Source organism: Ruegeria sp. SAZD013, from assembly GCF_059612525.1.
Map to the genome: position 1 here is coordinate 395,264 of NZ_JBXWQT010000020.1, position 17,941 is coordinate 413,204.

The 17,941-nt window shown below is 55.7% G+C and carries 18 protein-coding genes; 5 read left to right on the top strand and 13 right to left on the bottom strand.

The window, feature by feature from the left end; genetic code table 11:
• Positions 1 to 149 precede the first annotated feature (149 nt).
• Together AC2FLU_RS08225 and AC2FLU_RS08230 are read left to right on the top strand one after the other, a co-directional pair.
• Positions 150 to 968 (top strand): SDR family oxidoreductase, encoded by an 819-nt coding sequence (locus tag AC2FLU_RS08225; protein ID WP_496714221.1) that lies wholly within the window; start codon positions 150 to 152, stop codon positions 966 to 968.
• A 14-nt stretch (positions 969 to 982) separates the two neighbouring features.
• Complete coding sequence (locus tag AC2FLU_RS08230; RefSeq protein WP_480517020.1) at positions 983 to 2,017, top strand: phosphotransferase family protein; 1,035 nt, start codon at positions 983 to 985, stop codon at positions 2,015 to 2,017.
• A gap of 7 nt (positions 2,018 to 2,024) precedes the next feature.
• On the opposite strand, the gene AC2FLU_RS08235 is transcribed toward AC2FLU_RS08230, so the two are convergent.
• The gene (locus tag AC2FLU_RS08235; RefSeq protein WP_496808508.1) at positions 2,025 to 2,648 is read right to left on the bottom strand and encodes a 2-hydroxychromene-2-carboxylate isomerase; all 624 of its coding nucleotides are present in this window, start codon (positions 2,646 to 2,648) and stop codon (positions 2,025 to 2,027) included.
• A gap of 199 nt (positions 2,649 to 2,847) precedes the next feature.
• On the opposite strand from AC2FLU_RS08235, the gene AC2FLU_RS08240 reads away from it, so the two are divergent.
• Together AC2FLU_RS08240 and AC2FLU_RS08245 are read left to right on the top strand one after the other, a co-directional pair.
• Positions 2,848 to 4,080 carry a serine hydrolase domain-containing protein gene (locus AC2FLU_RS08240; RefSeq protein WP_496811930.1) on the top strand — a complete coding sequence of 411 codons (1,233 nt, stop codon included), beginning with the start codon at positions 2,848 to 2,850 and terminating at the stop codon, positions 4,078 to 4,080.
• Positions 4,081 to 4,131: 51 nt separating this feature from the next.
• Positions 4,132 to 5,001 (top strand): acyl-CoA thioesterase, encoded by an 870-nt coding sequence (locus AC2FLU_RS08245; protein WP_480476735.1) that lies wholly within the window; start codon positions 4,132 to 4,134, stop codon positions 4,999 to 5,001.
• Here AC2FLU_RS08245 and AC2FLU_RS08250 read toward each other — a convergent pair.
• From AC2FLU_RS08250 to AC2FLU_RS08300, 11 genes are all read right to left on the bottom strand, one after another.
• Positions 4,998 to 5,765 (bottom strand): SDR family oxidoreductase, encoded by a 768-nt coding sequence (locus tag AC2FLU_RS08250; RefSeq protein ID WP_496811931.1) that lies wholly within the window; start codon positions 5,763 to 5,765, stop codon positions 4,998 to 5,000. The two genes, AC2FLU_RS08245 and AC2FLU_RS08250, sit on opposite strands and share 4 nt — an antisense overlap.
• A 177-nt stretch (positions 5,766 to 5,942) precedes the next feature.
• Positions 5,943 to 6,632: a phosphate regulon transcriptional regulator PhoB gene (gene phoB, locus AC2FLU_RS08255; RefSeq protein ID WP_496808505.1), complete on the bottom strand. Its 690-nt coding sequence runs from the start codon at positions 6,630 to 6,632 to the stop codon at positions 5,943 to 5,945.
• A 12-nt stretch (positions 6,633 to 6,644) separates the two neighbouring features.
• Positions 6,645 to 7,346 (bottom strand): phosphate signaling complex protein PhoU, encoded by a 702-nt coding sequence (phoU, locus tag AC2FLU_RS08260; RefSeq protein WP_480472766.1) that lies wholly within the window; start codon positions 7,344 to 7,346, stop codon positions 6,645 to 6,647.
• Positions 7,347 to 7,362: 16 nt separating this feature from the next.
• Positions 7,363 to 8,160: a phosphate ABC transporter ATP-binding protein PstB gene (gene pstB / locus AC2FLU_RS08265; RefSeq protein ID WP_480480931.1), complete on the bottom strand. Its 798-nt coding sequence runs from the start codon at positions 8,158 to 8,160 to the stop codon at positions 7,363 to 7,365.
• 12 nt (positions 8,161 to 8,172) lie between these two features.
• The gene (pstA, locus tag AC2FLU_RS08270; protein ID WP_480472770.1) at positions 8,173 to 9,504 is read right to left on the bottom strand and encodes a phosphate ABC transporter permease PstA; all 1,332 of its coding nucleotides are present in this window, start codon (positions 9,502 to 9,504) and stop codon (positions 8,173 to 8,175) included.
• The gene (gene pstC, locus AC2FLU_RS08275) at positions 9,501 to 10,973 is read right to left on the bottom strand and encodes a phosphate ABC transporter permease subunit PstC (RefSeq protein ID WP_480553505.1); all 1,473 of its coding nucleotides are present in this window, start codon (positions 10,971 to 10,973) and stop codon (positions 9,501 to 9,503) included. Before pstC ends, pstA begins: the two co-directional genes overlap by 4 nt.
• An 89-nt stretch (positions 10,974 to 11,062) precedes the next feature.
• On the bottom strand, positions 11,063 to 12,103 hold the full coding sequence (locus AC2FLU_RS08280; protein ID WP_480517034.1) for a substrate-binding domain-containing protein: 1,041 nt from the start codon (positions 12,101 to 12,103) through the stop codon (positions 11,063 to 11,065).
• 185 nt (positions 12,104 to 12,288) lie between these two features.
• Positions 12,289 to 13,335 (bottom strand): sensor histidine kinase, encoded by a 1,047-nt coding sequence (locus tag AC2FLU_RS08285; protein ID WP_480553509.1) that lies wholly within the window; start codon positions 13,333 to 13,335, stop codon positions 12,289 to 12,291.
• 28 nt (positions 13,336 to 13,363) lie between these two features.
• Entirely contained in the window at positions 13,364 to 13,888 is a 525-nt protein-coding gene (locus AC2FLU_RS08290; protein WP_480553511.1) for a gamma carbonic anhydrase family protein, read from the bottom strand.
• Positions 13,885 to 14,526: a guanylate kinase gene (gmk, locus tag AC2FLU_RS08295; protein ID WP_480493148.1), complete on the bottom strand. Its 642-nt coding sequence runs from the start codon at positions 14,524 to 14,526 to the stop codon at positions 13,885 to 13,887. Before gmk ends, AC2FLU_RS08290 begins: the two co-directional genes overlap by 4 nt.
• A 17-nt stretch (positions 14,527 to 14,543) precedes the next feature.
• Positions 14,544 to 15,434: a YicC/YloC family endoribonuclease gene (locus tag AC2FLU_RS08300; protein ID WP_496714233.1), complete on the bottom strand. Its 891-nt coding sequence runs from the start codon at positions 15,432 to 15,434 to the stop codon at positions 14,544 to 14,546.
• A gap of 244 nt (positions 15,435 to 15,678) precedes the next feature.
• On the opposite strand from AC2FLU_RS08300, the gene AC2FLU_RS08305 reads away from it, so the two are divergent.
• The gene (locus AC2FLU_RS08305; RefSeq protein ID WP_496808504.1) at positions 15,679 to 16,353 is read left to right on the top strand and encodes a PAS domain-containing protein; all 675 of its coding nucleotides are present in this window, start codon (positions 15,679 to 15,681) and stop codon (positions 16,351 to 16,353) included.
• 68 nt (positions 16,354 to 16,421) lie between these two features.
• Here the strand turns inward: AC2FLU_RS08305 and AC2FLU_RS08310 are convergent, their stop codons facing one another.
• Positions 16,422 to 17,792 (bottom strand): class II 3-deoxy-7-phosphoheptulonate synthase, encoded by a 1,371-nt coding sequence (locus AC2FLU_RS08310; RefSeq protein ID WP_480493145.1) that lies wholly within the window; start codon positions 17,790 to 17,792, stop codon positions 16,422 to 16,424.
• Positions 17,793 to 17,941 lie beyond the last annotated feature (149 nt).

The following is a 17,941-nucleotide window of genomic DNA, read 5'->3' on the forward strand; positions in this document are numbered from 1 at the left end:
CGCCTCTGATCTGCCTGTACTTTGTGTCGAGGAAGTTTTGGTGCAGCATGGTTTTTTGTCAACGCTACGGTCCAACGCCTGCCGCAACGGCAAGAGGAACGCAATATGTATCACGATGAACTGGTGCCAAAGAAACTGAGGAGCACAAAATGACCCCCGACACCCTCTTTTCGCTTCACGGCAAAACCGCTTTGGTAACAGGTGGAGCGACAGGTATTGGCCGCATGGCAGCCGAGGCGCTGGTACGGGCCGGCGCGCGCGTGCTCATTGCCTCAAGAAAAGGAGACGCCTGTGCCACGGTCGCCGCAGAACTGAACGCGCTGGACGCGCCGGGCAGCGCCGAAGGCTTTGCCGGTGACATTGGCAGCGCAGCCGGTATATGCAAGCTGGTCTCCGACATTCACGCGCGTACGGACAAACTGGACATCCTGATGAACAACTCGGGGGTGTCCTGGGGTGCCCCTTTGGGGCAGTTTCCCTACGATGCATGGGAAAAGGTCATGTCTGTCAACGTGACAGGGATATTCGAACTAACCCAGCGGCTTTTGCCAATGCTAATGAAATCAGGCACCGCCGAAGACCCGGCGCGCATTGTCAATGTGGGGTCAGTCATGGGTGAAGTCCCTATGGGCGATGGGGCCTACAGCTATTCGGCCTCAAAGGCTGCGGTTTTGCATCTGACCAGGGTTTTGGCCAAGGAACTTTCACCGTACCACATCACGGTGAACGCACTCGCTCCGGGACCGTTTGTGTCGCGCATGACGGCCTTTGCGACAGCCGATGAGGATACCAGAGAACGGGTTGGCAAGTCTGTACCTCTGGGTCGCGTCGGACGGGACGAGGATATCGCAGGCTGTATGTTGTTCCTGTGCGGTCGCGGCGGCAGCTATGTGACAGGCGCAGTGATCCCGGTTTCGGGTGGGATCAACGTTGTGACCGCCGGAAACATCTTTGCCGAGGCCCTGTGACGGGAAGACAGCCAATGAAAACCGAAACTAATCTGGATCTGGCAGCCGTAGATACGTATCTGAAAGCGCATCTTTCCGGCTACAACGGGCCATTGGAGGCCAGGAAATTTGACGTGGGGCAATCCAACCCGACGTTTGAGTTACGCACGCCAGAGAAAACCTATGTGCTGCGCCGAAAACCCGCCGGAAAATTGCTGAAATCGGCACATGCCGTTGATCGCGAATTTCGGGTTCAAAGCGCCCTTGCCGGAAGCGAGGTTCCGGTGCCCAAGATGTATCTGCTGTGTGAAGATGACAGCGTCATCGGCTCGGCCTTTTATGTGATGGAGCGTTTGCAGGGCAGGGTGTTTCCCGACCCAACCCTGCCCAAAGAAAGCAACGAAACTCGCGCCGCCATCATTGACGAGATGAACAGGGTTCTTGCCCAGCTGCATATGGTGGATATCGATGCCGTTGGCCTGTCTGACTATGGGCCGGTTGGCAACTATTACGAGCGTCAGATCGCTCGCTGGACCAAGCAATACCGAGCGTCCGAGACCTCGGCCATTGCGGATATGGATGCGCTGGCTTCAGCGCTAGAGACCTCGGTACCGGCCGATGACGGGCAGTGCACGCTGGTGCATGGGGATTACCGCATCGACAACCTGATGTTTGCGCCGAACCGGGCGGAATGTATCGGAGTGCTGGATTGGGAACTGTCGACGATCGGTCACCCTTATGCGGATCTGGCCGCAGTAATCATGCAATGGCAGTTGCCGCCGGGAAAACAGGGCCGGGGGCTGGCGGGTGTGGATCGAAAGAGCCTGGGCCTGCCCAGCGATGAGGCATTCATTGCCCAATACTGCAAACGTCGAGGCCTGGATGGCATAGACAATTTCGGCTTTTATCTGGGCTTCAATTTCTTTCGTATGGCGGGCATTCTACAGGGTGTCTACAAACGCGCGCTGGATGGGAATGCGTCAGACCCCGACCGCGCAAAGGCTTTTGGCGCATATGTTCCTATATTCGCCCAGCACGGCCTGAAAGCGCTTGAGTCCACGTTAGAGTGAAGCCCTATCAAACTGTTTTTAGGTCACTATTTTGCCGTGAAAGTTCCACTTCAAGGTTTGGCAGACTGTTCTTTCCAAAAAACAATTCGGCCCCGGTGAACATGCTGGGAACCCCAAACACGCCACGCCGAACCGACGATTTAGTTTTCTCTTTCAGTTTCAGTTTAACGTCGGGACTTGTCATGGCTTCGCGAATTTTGCGAACGGGCAAGTCGTTTTCGTTCAGAATATCCGTTAGGACACCGATCTCGTCCGCCTTCTGACCATGTACCCAAATAGCATCAAAAATCGCGTTTATATATTTGACTTCCCAAGGTTTTCCATTGGCAAAACACGCACCTCGCATGGCAAGTTTGGTATTGATCGGAAAATGCGGGCTCATATGAAAGCTCAGCCCACGACGGCGGGCAAACCTATGCAGATCATGCGTCAAATAGGCCGTTTTCTGGCGGTTTTCGGAATATGCCTGAAACGGGCTTTGGTTATGCGTCGCTTTGAACACCGCAGGCAACAGGACGGGAACATAAGTAATGCTTACGTCATAGCGCTCGGCAAGATCGGGGAGCATTTTATGGGCGAGAAACGCGTTCGGGCTGCAAAAATCGTAAATGAAATCTATGGTCCGCGTCATAGGGTTCCTCCGTTTCGGTCCCTTGAAATCTTGTTCATTGAACTTCAGGCGAATCTGCGTCGAAATCAGTCTAACATTTCATTGTGAGGCACGCTGAGGAAGTCTGATCACGAATTTCTCTGCAACACGCAACTTTTTGCTGTTATTTCAGGTCACAAGCTTAAACAGTCACTGCTTAACACCGAACGGAAATATCTAAATGTCCCACAGGCAATCCATGTTTGATCAAACCCGGCTGGATCGGCTTAGCCATTGGATGGAGAGCTATGTTGAGCAGCGCAAATATGCCGGATCATCCTTTTTGCTGCGCCACAAAGGGAATGAGGCCTTTTTTCATGCCAGTGGTGTCAGCAGTCTGGAGACTGGCCGGCCATTCCAACGCGACACGCTGGTGCGCATTTATTCCATGACCAAACCGGTCACATCAGTCGCGTTGATGACACTGGTCGAACGTGGACTTGTTCACCTGAACGCGCCTGTTTCTGAACTTCTACCTGAATTCAAAGATATGCACGCGCTGGTACCGGGGGCGGAGAGACTGGATCAGACCGAGGCTGCACCGTCTCCCACTCTGCATCAGTTACTGACGCATACCAGTGGGTTAAGCTATCCGTTCAACCCCGGGCTTTTACCCCATGCGATGGATGAACGAGACCTTATTTTCAAACCCAATCAGGGACTTCTGGAACACCTTGTGCGCGATCTGGCAGGGCTGCCACTGGCGTTCCAACCCGGTGCACGCTGGGAATACTCGGTCGGTATTGACGTGCTGGGTCGTGTGATCGAGGTGGTCTCGGGCCAGTCATTGGAGCAGTTCTTTCGAACCGAAATCCTTGAACCACTCAACATGCGAGAAACAGGTTTTTCCATACCCGCTGGGGCAGGGGATCGTTTCGCATCGCTCTACACCCCATTGGCTGGCGACGCGATGGCGCTGAATTCCGCGGATCACGGCAGCGAAAGCCTGAGACTATTCGATTCCCACCTAGAATCCCCGTTCGAAAACACGACGACCTTTTCCGGCGGTGGCGGTCTGATCTCGACGATTGATGATTATGCAAAATTCGCGGACATGCTTCGAAACCGGGGGGCCGGGAACGGGTGCCGCATACTTGGTCCGAAAACAGTTGATTTCATGATGCGCAATCACCTTCCCGGCGACATTGCATCAATGGGTCCGCAGAGTTTTGCAGAGCAACCGATGGAAGGAATGGGCTTTGGGCTGGCCGGTGCGGTTGTTCTGAATCCCGGTCTGGTAAGGGTTCCCGGCTCTATCGGGGATTTCAGTTGGGGTGGAATGGCGTCGACCTATTTCTGGATTGACTGGCAGAATGACCTGACGGCGATTTTCTTTACCCAATTGTCCCCGTCAAGTTCGTACCCATCCCGTGCCGAACTCAAGGCGCTGGTCCATGCCGCCATGATTGAATGATTTCCTCTGTACTGATACCCGGTGCCGGACGACACAACTTGCGAGCAGACGATGACCGAAGCGGAACGTATCTTACTGGATCTTCTGGATATTGAACGGCTTGAGGTCGATCTGTTTCGCGGGACGGGGTCGGGCGGTGAAACGCCAACACGCATATTTGGCGGGCAGGTCATTGCGCAAGCGCTGGCTGCGGCATATCGAACTGTAGAAGAACGGTTGTGTCATTCGCTGCACGCCTATTTCATTCGCCCGGGCGATCCTGAGAAACCCGTTATTTATCAAGTTGATCGAGCGCGAGACGGAGGTTCTTTCACAACCCGCCGCGTGGTTGCAATTCAGCATGGAAAACAAATCCTGAACATGTCGGCGTCCTTTCATGTCCGGGACGAAGGCTGGGACCATCAGCATCCGATGCCCGTCGTGAACGCACCAAAAACGTACCCGTCCCGATCTGAATTGCGTAAAACATACGTTGAACGTGTTCCCGAAAGGTTGAGGGGCGAATTGCTGCGCGAACGCCCGATCGAGGTCCGGGAAGTCGATCATCTGGACCCATTCACACCGAAAGTCTCTGATGATCGAAACCAGACCTGGTTTCGTATGCCCGCTGCCGCTTCGGTCGATGCCAGAACGCAGCACTTACTGCTGGCTTATGCGTCTGACATGAACCTGATGTCCTCTGGATTGCGGCCTCACGGTCTGAGCTGGTTTAGCGGAGAGTTCAACGGCGCAAGTCTGGACCACGCGCTATGGTTTCACGCGCCGGTGAATTTTCAGAACTGGCATCTGTACGTGATGGATTCGCCGTGGACGGGGCAGGGACGCAGCTTTAACCGTGGATCGATCTATTCCGAGGACGGTTCACTTGTTGCATCTGTTGCACAGGAAGGATTGATGCGCAGAGTTCGCGCGCAACCTTAAGTGTTGTCTATAAATCTCTGATTTAACTTCTGCATTCCACTTAGCCACCGGTCATAGTCAGCCGCCTTGAACTGCAAATAGTCAGCGACTTGTGGATGAGGTAGAACTAAAAATTGTTGATTTCTAATAGCTTGTACGCAGGAGTCAGCCACATCGCTGGGCTCGAGCATTCCATCAATCGAAGCTACTGAGATTTCATGTCCTTCGGTCATTCTTGAACGCACAGCCTGCGGACACAGGACCGAGACTTTCAATCCTTCAGCGCCATATGTCAGCGAAAGCCATTCGGCAAATCCTACAGCGGCGTGTTTAGTAACCCCATACGGGGCTGCACCAGGTTGGTTCAGCAAACCTGCCGCAGACGCAGTTATCATAATATATCCGCCGCCGCGACGAACCATGCGTGGAACCAGATGGCGGGCAGTCCAAACATGGGACATTACATTGATCTTCCAGATCCGATCCCAATCTTCGTCCGCAACATCGATACCACCAAGCGTCAGAATTCCGGCATTTGCGCAAAACAGGTCAATTGAACCGACAGTTTCTTCTACAAAATCAATGAGATTCTTGATCTGCGCTTCGCTGGAAACGTCGCAGGGATACGCCTGACCACCGGTTTGTTCCGCAACCAATTTAGCACCAGCGATATCGACATCCGAGCAAACAACACGTGCTCCTTCATGGGAAAACCGTTCTGCAAGACCACGACCAATGCCTTGGGCAGCGCCGGTGATAACGACAGTTTTGTTCTCAAGCTCCATGCGTATTCCGGGCAGGTTCGTTACAGTGTTTTCAAAGTGTTGGCTTGCGTTCCGTATTACAAGTCCTACTATTTTACCATAATACCAATTATACGTTATATGACACGGCGGAGAATTACTCAGATACAACCGCAATCAGTGATCAAACAAATTCGACCAAAACAAGTCTGATGCGTGTTATCCCAATGCGTAACCAGCACCGCGGACTGTGCGAACAGGATCAACCCCGCCATGTTGCGTCAAGGCTTTGCGCAAGCGTCCAATATGAACATCAACCGTACGCGTATCGACATAGATGTCGCGTCCCCAGACCCGATCCAGCAATTGTTCACGGCTCCAGACCCTGCCCGGCTTTTCCATGAACGTGCTGAGAAGCCGGAACTCGGTTGGGCCCAGTTTCAAGGGCTTGCTGTCGCGGCTGACCTTGTGGGTTTCCGAATCCAGAATGATGTCGTCATATTGCAGTCGCAAGCCAACAGTTGCCGGTCGAACGCGGCGCAGTTGTGTTCGAACACGCGCCATCAGTTCGACGATCGAATATGGCTTGACCACGTAATCGTCGGCACCGGTTTCAAGCCCGCGAACCTTGTCTACCTCTTCTGATCTGGCCGACAGCATGATTATCGGGATAGAACGTGTGTCCGGACGGCTTTTGAGTCGGCGGCAAACCTCAATCCCGCTGAGATTGGGCATCATCCAGTCCAGAACGATGATATCCGGGCAGTCTTCGTTGACCAGCAACATAGCTTCGTCACCGTTGGCCGCTTTTGAGACGCGAAAACCCTCGGCTTCAAGGTTGTAGGCCAGCACCTCGCGTTGGGCCAACTCATCCTCGACCACCAATACTGTCGGTTGATCTGCGGACATCTGAAGCGTCTCCTACGCTGTTTGCGACGTTATGTCGGCCTTGGGCCGAGCCTCGGTCGGGCGGTCGCCTGTGACCAGATACACCACCTGCTCGGCAATCGAGGTTACATGGTCGCCCATACGTTCGATGTTCTTGGCGATGAAATGCAGGTGCATACAGGCGGAAATATTGCGCGGATCCTCGGCCATGAAGGTCAGGAGTTCGCGGAACAGGCCGTTATACATCTGGTCGACCTCTTCATCGCGGTTGATGACGTCGGTGGCCAATTCCGCGTCGCGCTGAATATATGCGTCCAGCGCGTCGCGCAGCATACGTTCGACCTCGCGCGCCATGCGGCGCAAGGCAGCGGCGCTGCCGCTGATCTCGCCCGCATTGGCAAGAACGGTCGTACGCTTGGCGATGTTCTTCGCATAATCTCCAATCCGCTCGAGGTTGCCGGATACCTTCAGGACCGAAAGAACCAAACGCAGGTCACTGGCCGTGGGCGCGCGCAAGGCAATCAGACGCGCGGTTTCCTCATCAATCAGATCTTCCAAGGCGTCGATGGCCTTGTCACCTTGCCGCACATCCTGGGCCAGCTCAACGTCACGGCTTTCTAGAGAGCGCGCCGCGCTCATGATAGCGGCCTCAACCAGACCGCCCATCTTCATGATATGCGCCTGGATTGTTTCGAGGTCGCGGTCAAAAGCAGATGCAATATGTTGTTCGCTCATTGTTTGATACCTGTGTTTAGCCGATACGGCCTGTAATGTAGCTTTCCGTGCGCGGATCGACCGGGTTAGTAAAAATCTGCCCGGTTTCACCGAATTCGACCAGATTTCCCAGGTGGAAGAAGGCCGTTTTCTGGCTGACGCGCGCGGCCTGCTGCATCGAATGGGTGACGATCACAACCGAATATCGGGAACGCAATTCGTCGATCAACTCTTCGACCTGTGCGGTTGCAATCGGGTCCAGCGCCGAGCACGGCTCGTCCATCAACAGGACTTCCGGTTCGGTTGCCACGGCTCGCGCGATACACAAACGCTGCTGCTGCCCCCCTGAAAGGCCCGTGCCAGGCGCATCCAGACGGTCCTTGACTTCATCCCAGATCGCGCCTCGGCGCAGGGATTTCTCAACGATTTCATCAAGTTCCGCCTTATTCTTCGCCAAGCCGTGGATGCGCGGACCGTAGGCCACGTTGTCGTAGATCGACTTGGGGAACGGGTTCGGTTTTTGAAACACCATACCCACTTTGGCGCGCAACTGTACGGGGTCGACCCGCTTGTCATAAATGTCTTCGCCGTCCAAAAGGATATCACCTTCGACACGGCAGATATCGATGGTGTCGTTCATCCGGTTCAGACACCGCAGGAAGGTCGATTTTCCACAACCCGAAGGGCCGATAAAGGCCGTGACGGTCTTGTCTTCGATCTCAACACTCACGTCCTTGATGGCGTGGGTATCACCGTAATAAACCTGAACCTTCTTCGCGTTGATCTTGATGTCTTTGGAGTCCACGGTTCTCTCCACTCGTGTCATGTCGTTCATTATTGCCCCCAATTACCAGCGGCGTTCAAAGCGGCGGCGCAGGATGATAGCGATGATATTCATGGTCAGCAGGAACATCAAAAGGATGATGATTCCGCCCCAGGCCTTTTCGTAGAACCCGACATCAGCGCGTGCGGCCCAAGTGTAAATCTGGGCGGGCATTGCTGAGTTCGGCTCGGTAAAGCCGGCAAGGAACCCGTCGGGATATCCCCGCGCCACAAAGCCTACCATGCCGATCAGCAACAACGGTGCGGTTTCACCCAAGGCTTGTGCCAGACCGATGATGGTACCGGTCAGAATGCCGGGCGCGGCCAAGGGCAGCACGTGGTGGAACACCGCCTGCATTTTCGAGGCCCCTACCCCCAGCGCCGCGTCGCGGATCGATGGCGGAACCGCTTTCAGCGAGGCGCGGGTCGAGATGATGATCGTCGGCAATGTCATGAGGGTCAGAACCAGACCACCAACCAGCGGCGCCGATTGTGGCAGGTGCATGAACTGGATGAACACGGCCAGACCCAGAATACCGAACACAATCGACGGCACGGCTGCAAGGTTCGAGATGTTCACTTCAATCAGGTCGGTGAACCTGTTCTGCGGGGCGAACTCTTCAAGATAAATCGACGCAGCCACACCAATAGGCAGTGACAGGCCCAAAACCACCAGCATCATGAAAAACGACCCAATGACCGAGGCCCCGATGCCCGCACCGCCCGGGTTGTCAACGCCTGAATCCGCGCCGGTGATGAACGGCCAGTTGAAGGCCTGCTTGATGATGCCCGCCTGTTCCAGCGCATCAACCAGATCCAGATCGCTTAGCTGTAGAAAACGGCTGTCCTGCAAGGTGTCACGAGACACGCGGCCTTTGAAATACCCGTCGACCCGGCTAGAGGCGGCCAGATCAAACTTGACCGGATCACCCAGCTTGCCGGGGTTGTCGGCATAGTAAGTTCGGATTGTACCGCCGATTTTACCAAGAAGACGTTCGATGGCCGCTTCGTCGAAATCAACGCTGATCCCTTGGTCCTCCAGTTCCTTGCTCAGCTGAGCGATGAACAGGTTGGAATAGGCCTTGGTCTTGAACAACGTACTTTCCGCCTCGTCTCGCTGCGCAGCGGACAAGGTGAAATCCACGCTGACAACAGTGCGCTGAAAGGCCGGAATACCTTGCGACAGGATCGAGGCGAACAGAACGATCAGGAAGAACAGGCCCGTTGCAATAGCGACAATCCCGTATGCCCGAAATCGTTTCTCTGCATTTGCACGTTTTTTGGTATGTGCATCCCCTACAGTCAGCGAGACTGAGCGATGACCTGTTTCAGGGCTTTGCATGCTGGCGTCGGTCATTCGTATTGCTCCCGATACTTGCGCACGATGTAGAGGGCAAAGATGTTCAGCCCAAGCGTGAGGGTGAAAAGGGTCATGCCCAGTGCAAAGGCTACAAGCGCTTCGGGCGATGCGAAATCCGCGTCTCCGGTCAGCTGGCTCACGATTTTTGCGGTGACGGTCGTCATGGCTTCAAACGGGTTCAGGCTCAGCCGCGCTGCGGCCCCTGCCCCAAGGACCACGATCATTGTCTCACCTATGGCGCGCGATGCGGCCAGCAGGATCGCCCCCACGATACCCGGAAGCGCCGCTGGCAGAACAACCTGACGGATGGTTTCGGACTGCGTTGCACCCAATCCGTAAGAACCGTCGCGCAGAGCCTGCGGCACCGCGTTGATGATGTCATCCGACAACGAGGACACAAACGGGATCAGCATGATGCCCATGACCAACCCAGCGGTCATGACTGCCGTGCCAGCCTTCATCCAGCCAAGCCCGTCATCCCCGAACAGTCCAAGCAAAAGCGGACCAACGGTAAGCAGCGCAAAAAGGCCGTAAACGATGGTCGGGATACCTGCCAGTATCTCGAGCAGCGGTTTTGCTACGGCGCGGACACGGGGTGACGCGTATTCGCTGAGGTAAATCGCGGCGAACAGCCCGATCGGGACAGCCACCAGAAGGGCAACGAGCGAGATATAGAATGTCCCCCACAGCAGGGGAAGAATGCCAAGTTCAGACGACCCGCCGCGCCCCGAAAAACTGGGGGCCCAAGTCGTGCCGAAAAAGAAATCGGTAGCAGGGTAGAGTTTGAAGAATTCCCAAGTGTTGAAAACCAGAGACAGGACGATCCCGACAGTAGTCAGAATTGCGATGGACGCGGCTGCCAGCAACAGGATTCGCACGCCCTGCTCGACCACATTGCGCGCGCGGTATTCCGCGTGGGTTTGAAGCCAGCTGACCGCAGCACCGGCGAGTGCCGTCAGTATGACGGCGACTGTCATGATCGAATAGCCGGTCGCATTCATGATCCGATAGCTTTGCGCCGCGCGCAGCACAGGTTGCGTGATATCCGACGTCACCACCTGCCCGGCATCCTTCAGACGCTGGGTCATGTCGATCACATCCGCGCGCTCGTTGCGCGCCAGTTCCTCGGGTATCTGCCCGGCGGCAACTGCGTTATCCAAGCCGTACGCGGTGCGACGGACCTCGGCCATGACCAGATTGAGGGACGCGCCGTCTTCGATGGCGGAACCCGAGATCATTTCGGATACCTGAGAGTTCACGTAAAGCGGTTGTACTAGCAACCAGAGGATCATAAGGCCAAATGCAGGAACGATCGTCTTGAGGGCGACATTTGCGCCATAATACGACGGAAGCGAGTGCAAAGCCCGGATATCTCCTGTGGCGCTTTGCAGGGCGCGTGTGCGCCCCAACAGGTAACCGACTGCAGCAATCGCTAGCACGATCAGAACAAGCCATACTATCGGCATGAAACCCCCATTTGGTCTTGGCCGGGAAAGCTAAAAAATGTGGGGGCGACAGGAATGCCGCCCCCCGGTATTTCGAACCAAAGGCGGGATTAGCTGCCCGAACCCATGGTAACTTCGTTGGCGATTGCATCCTGAGTCTTTGCCAGCTCTGGGTCCGCAACCAGACCATAATTTGCCAGAGGACCCGAAGCGCCTGCGATTTCGTCGTGGGTAAAGAACTGGGCGTATTCTTTAAGGCCGGGAATCACGCCGATATGGGCTTTCTTCACGTAGAAGAACAGCGGGCGCGAAACCGGATATTCACCGGTCGAGATGCTTTCGGTCGAAGGAGCGATACCCGACATGGTTGCCACTTTCAGCTTGTCGGTGTTGTTCTCGTAGAACGCCAGGCCGAAAATGCCGATGCCATTGGGGTTGGTGTCGATACGCGCCAGCGTTTCGGTGTAGTCACCATCGATGTCGACCGCCTTGCCGTCGGTACGAACAGCCAGACAAGCATCTTCTGCGTCGTCTTCGCTCATGCCGCCAGCAATCATGGCTTCCATCGCACCGGTCGCTTCACAACCGATCAGCAGAACTTTTTCTTCGAATACTTCACGGGTGCCGTGTTTGGTACCTGGAATGAAGCCAGCGATTTCTACATCAGGCAGTTCCGGGTTGAATTCGGCCCAGGTGGTGTAAGGGTTATCAACCACTTCACCGTCTTTCAGGACTTTTGCGCCCAGTGCGTTAAAGATGTCGGCAGGTTCAAAAGCGGTGAAGGCAGGACCGTTCTGCTGGCTTGCAAAGACGATGCCATCATAACCGATGCGGACTTCCATGATGTCAGTCACACCGTTTTCGGCGCAGGCCTTGATTTCTTTTTCACGGATCGCGCGCGATGCGTTTGCAATGTCGATGGTGTTTTCACCAACACCCTCACAGAAACGCTTCAGACCAGCTGACGAACCGCCCGATTCAACAACCGGGGTCGGGAAGTCGGTGTTCTCACCAAACAGTTCCGCGACGATCGACGCATATGGCAGAACGGTCGACGAACCGGCAACCTGAACGTTGTCACGGGCAGCAGCGGTGGTTGCCGAGACGGCGGTGATTGCCAGCGCAGAAGCCGACAGTTTTACAAAGGACATTTCAGTCTCCTTGAAAAGGTATGATTGATCACCCCCATGATGATCCTGCGTGCACCCCTAGGTGCCGTGCGTAAGCCTTTTGTGACAAGTGTGTAACGCTTTTATGACAACCCTCGTTTATCCGGAGATTTCAGGTCAAAAAAACGTAACGAGGCAGATTTTGAAGGGTGATAATGCGGGAAGGGCTACCGTGGTAAGATGACTGTAAAGACGGAACCTTTTCCCAACTCACTTTCCACGCGCAACCGTCCGCGGTGGCGATTGACGATGTGCTTGACGATGGCCAGCCCCAGCCCCGTTCCACCCAACTGCCGCGACCTGTGATTGTCGGCGCGATAGAAGCGCTCGGTCAGGCGTGGCAGATGCACAGAATCAATTCCTGGCCCCTTGTCGATGATCTTCACCCGCACCCCAGGCCCACGCATCGCCGCGTCACGCTCTGATGACAAAACGCTGACTGTGACGCTGCCACCGCTGGCACCGTATTTTATTCCGTTTTCGATCAGGTTGGTGAATACCTGCCGTAACTGATCGCTGTCTCCGGTTACTGCAAGCGGGCCGTCCTGTGCGTCAAGCGTCAGCGTCACACCCGCCTCTTCCGCTAGGGGGCGCAACGAGTTAAGGGTGGATTGCAGCAGCCCTGTCAGCTCCAGCTGTTGTTTTGGGCGAACTCTTTCTTCGCTTTCCACGCGGTTCAGGGACAAAAGATCGCCAACCAGCCGGTTCATCCTGTTGGCTTCATCGGCCATGATTTGCAGGAACCGGTCACGCGCAGCCGGATCGTTGCGTGCAGGGCCGCGCAAGGTTTCAATGAAGCCCATCAGTGCCGTCAACGGTGTCCGCAATTCGTGACTGACATTGGCAACAAAGTCCCGGCGCATCTGACTTGCCTGTTCCAGGTGCGTGACATCTTGAAAAGTGGCCAGAATGGCGCCACCCGACACGGCTCCGACCCCGTTCATATATCGGCATTGCACATCAAATGTTGTGTCCTGAGCGCCGTCACTGGAAAGATGACGCGCCGTCTTGGTTTCCTTCGACTGAAGGCTTTGCTCAATCGCTTCAAGAACCAGTGGCTGCCGCAGGATGGTCGCAAAATGCCGCCCTACAATATTCTGCCCCAGAAAGGTTTTTGCATCCGTATTGGCGGCAATGATCCGTTCGGTCTGATCCACCATCAGCGCGGGCATAGGGATGGCCTGAACAAATCCATCAAGAAGGTTATCTGACATGCTTCAAACCCCGATCAATCCGCGCGTCTTACTGGACAGGTCTTAAGGTGTCCCGAAACCTGCGCATGTTTTCCTGATAGTGCAGCGCGCTTAGGGTAATCCGTTTTGCTGCGGCCTCGTCCAGTTGGCGCACCACTTTGCCCGGAGCCCCCATCACAAGGGAGTTATCCGGAATCTCCTTGCCTTCCGTGATCAAGGCCCCTGCCCCGATCAGGCAATTCCGTCCGATCCGGGCACCATTCAGAACAATCGCGCCCATTCCGATCAGAGTATTTTGTCCGATCGTACATCCGTGCAGCATCACTTTGTGTCCGATGGTGCAATTCGGACCAATCCACAAAGGATACCCGGCATCGATGTGCATGACGCAGTTTTCCTGAACGTTGCTACCTGCACCAACGCGGATTTCCTCGTGATCTGCGCGTATCGTGCAGCCGAACCAAACCGAGGCACCCTTTTCCAGCACAACCTTGCCGATCAGGTTGGCATCGGGCGCAACCCATGTGTCCTCGTGAATATCCGGCATGTGCTCGCCTAACGCGAAGATCGTCATGACAGCCCCTCGAATTCGTTTTGAAGTTTGCGCACGTGTTGTTGCAGATTTGGCTGTTGAATACGGCGCATCCGTTCGGCGCTGACGATGGTCTTGAGCTTCTTTTCGGTCGCCTCAAGATCGTCATTGATCAGGACATAATCGTAATAGCCCCAGTGGCTGATCTCATCCCAGCTTTTGAGCATCCGCCTTGCGATAACTTCATCGCTATCTTGTCCACGCGATTCCAGACGGCGGCGCAGTTCAGGGATCGATGGCGGCAGGATGAAGATCGACAACGCATGCTTACCCAGATCCGAGTTGCGGATCTGAACCTCGCCTTGCCAGTCCACGTCGAACAGCACGTCCTTACCCGCGTGGATCGAACTACGCACCGGATCAGCGGGTGAGCCATAGAAATTACCGAAGACATGCGCATGTTCCAACATCTGGCCATCGGCGACCTTCTGCTTGAACTCGTCTTCAGAAAGAAAATAGTAATCCCGCCCATGTTCTTCCCCCGGACGCGGGGCACGGGTTGTGGCCGAGACCGAAAACTCAAGGTCCTTGTCCCAGTCCATCAGCCGCTTTGCCAGGGTGGATTTGCCTGCCCCGGACGGGGAAGACAGGATGATTAAAAGGCCTCGGCGATCCGCCATGTCAGTCGTTCCCATCGTTATTCCACGTTTTGCACTTGTTCGCGCATCTGATCGATCACCGCCTTCAATTCCAGCCCGACAGCCGTCAGATCCGTACTCTGAGCCTTGGAACACAGCGTGTTGGTTTCGCGGTTGAACTCTTGCATCAGGAAATCAAGCTTGCGTCCGACAGCCCCTTCCTGCCCAAGCAACTCTCGCGCTGCGGCCACATGTGCAGACAGGCGGTCGATCTCTTCGGTAATGTCGGCTTTGACCGCGATCAAAGCCAGTTCCTGCGCGACGCGATCCGGGTCCGCGCCCTGCGCATTGTCCAGTACGTGCGCCAGATTGTCCCGAAGTGCCGCGGCCATCTTGTCCTTGCGTTGCACGGCCAGATCGGCTGCCTGCGCTGTCAGCGCCGCAACTTGGTCCAGCTGAGTGTTCAGCACGGCCGCCAACGCTTCGCCTTCGGTCTGGCGCATTCCGACAAAAGCGGCCAACAGGTCGTTGAAATCTTCGGTCAGGCGCGCCACCAGCGGAGCGGGATCATCCGCATCTGCGGTTGCATCCAACATGCCTTTCAGTGCCAAAAGGTCCGAGGCGCGCGCCGGTTCCAGAGCGATGCCGCGCGCAGCTGCCATCTTGTGTGTTTGCTCCAACGCACTCAGAGCAGCGGCCATAGCGACCTCGTTCAATGCCAGTTCCGAGGCAGAGTCCTCACGATTCAGACGCATTGAAAGGGTCACATTCCCACGGCTCAGGGATTTTGACAGCGTGGCCCGAAGGGCCACCTCAAGCCCGGTCAGCCATTCAGGGACGCGCAGGCGCATATCAAGGCCTTTACCGTTGACACTGCGCAACTCCCACGTCCAGCTATGCGGTCCGTATTCACCCTTCCCCGAGGCAAACCCGGTCATGGATCTGATCATGACTGTCCTTTCCTGTGGCCTCACCCTTTTGGATGTTTGCCGCACCTAATGCGATTGACCGGTACAGAGCAAGAGTTGGCTGAGGCCGCCTTTGTTTGGGGTAAGTTAACCATTCGTTAAAGAATTGCTCCAAAATTGAATAAACCCGAGTCAAACTACCCCTGGTAATGGCTTGCAGGCCACAAATGCTCCGGTTGTGTTGCATTTTATGAAAATGGCGGCCAATTGACGTAAGGGTGAAAAAATGAAAACCTTTTTCGGGACTGGTTCCGGGTCAGATTTTGGAAAGATCGTCGCAATGGATCGCTTTGACAGTGGGCGCAGCCTTACGCCGATCCGCCAGGCCGAAGCGTATTGGACTGCATTGCTGAGAGGTGACGGTGTTCCGATGCGGTCCCAGGTTGACCCGCGCGGGCTGGAAAACATACTCGAATATACTTTCATTCTTGAACGGATCGCCCCTGGACTGGCTCGGTTTCGCCTTGCCGGAAGTCACCTGAACGGGCTTGCGGGGATGGAGGTTCGTGGCATGCCTGTGACGTCCTTTTTTCAGCCCGATGACCGCGCCAGGATTAAGGATGTTCTGGAGCAGGTATTTGCAACACCCGCCGTTGCCGAACTGGGTCTGGATTCGAGCGGGATACTTGGGCGTACCCGGATGCAGGCCTGCATGATCCTTTTGCCGCTCAAAAGTGATCTGGGCGACGTCAGCCGGGTTCTGGGGGTCATGGTCGCGGATGGAGCGATTGGTAAAACCCCACGCAGATTTTCGATTACGGATACGCGGATCAAATCGTTTTCGGAAATTCAGGCACCGGTTCCTGCTGCGCCTAAAACCGTTGACGGTTTAGCCGAAGACCAAACGGATTTCAAACGCGCGACCAAACACCTTCGTCTGGTCGTGTCGCGCGATGACTGAACCAGTCTGAACACCCGGAACAAAAAACAGCGGACCGATGGCCCGCTGTTTTCTTTCTATTAGAACGCTTAACTTGCGGCGCGTTTTGATCCGTTGCGGCGCAGGTTGGTCAGTTCTTCCGCCACAAGGAACGCCAGTTCCAGCGACTGAGACGCGTTCAGGCGCGGGTCGCAGGCGGTGTGGTAGCGATCCGACAGATCCTCTTCGGTCACGGCCCGCACACCACCGGTGCATTCGGTAACGTCGAGACCGGTCATCTCGAAATGGACACCGCCGGGGATCGTGCCCTCAGACTGATGCACGCCAAAGAAATCGCGTACCTCACGCAGGACAGAATCGAACGGACGGGTTTTGTAGCCCGTGGCCGATTTGATGGTGTTGCCGTGCATCGGGTCGCAGACCCAAGTGACCTTGGCGCCTTCTTCCTTCACGGCCTTGACCAGACGCGGAAGGTGTTCACCCGCCTTGCCCGCGCCAAAGCGCGCGATCAGAGTCAGGCGGCCCTCTTCATTTTCGGGGTTCAGCTTCGACATGAGAACCTTGAGGTCTTCTGCCGTCGTCGTCGGACCACATTTCAACCCAATCGGGTTCAGAACGCCACGACAGAACTCGACATGTGCACCATCAGGCTGTCGCGTACGGTCGCCGATCCAGATCATGTGACCAGACCCGGCCAGCCAGTTGCCCGAGGTCGAATCCAGACGGGTCAGCGCCTCTTCGTACTCCAGCAACAGACCTTCGTGACTGGTGTAGAATTCAACAGTCGAGAATTCGTGTGTCGTGTCTGCCGTGATACCGGCCGCTTCCATGAAGTCGATGGTGTCCTGAATGCGATCTGCCACCTCAGAGTACTTCTGAACATCCTGTTCGTCGGTAAAGCCCAGAGTCCACGAATGGACGCGGCTCATGTCGGCGAAGCCACCAGTTGAGAAGGCACGCAGCAGGTTCAACGTGGCCGCCGCCTGTGTGTAGGCCTGCAACATCTTTTCGGGATTCGGAATCCGCGCTTCGGGCGTGAACGCCAGTTCGTTGATGATGTCACCGCGGTAGCTGGGTAGCTCGACACCATCCACAACCTCGGTCGGGGCGCTGCGTGGCTTTGCAAATTGGCCGGCCATACGACCGACTTTAACCACCGGCACCTTGGCACCATAGGTAAGAACCATCGCCATTTGCAGCATCACCTTGAAGGTGTCACGGATCGCATCGGCGCTGAATTGTTCAAAGCTTTCAGCGCAATCCCCGCCTTGCAGAAGGAAGGCCTCGCCGCGACCGGCGGCACCAAGATGTTGCTTGAGGCGCCGCGCCTCACCGGCGAAGACTAGCGGGGGATACTGCGAAAGCTGGGCCTCGACCTTGGCCAATGCGGCCGCGTCGGTATAGTCTGGCATCTGAACCCGGGGCTTGTTGCGCCAGTTCGATTTTTGCCATTCGGTCATAGCTTTGATCTCCGCTGAAGTGTTCAGGTCGCCTCTATACAAAAAGCAATGAAGAGTGACCATATCCCATTTGCGCCTCTTGACGCCGCAAACAAGCTTTGATCATGGTGACTGCCAAATACGCTGCGGGATACCAGGTTTTCCTGCGC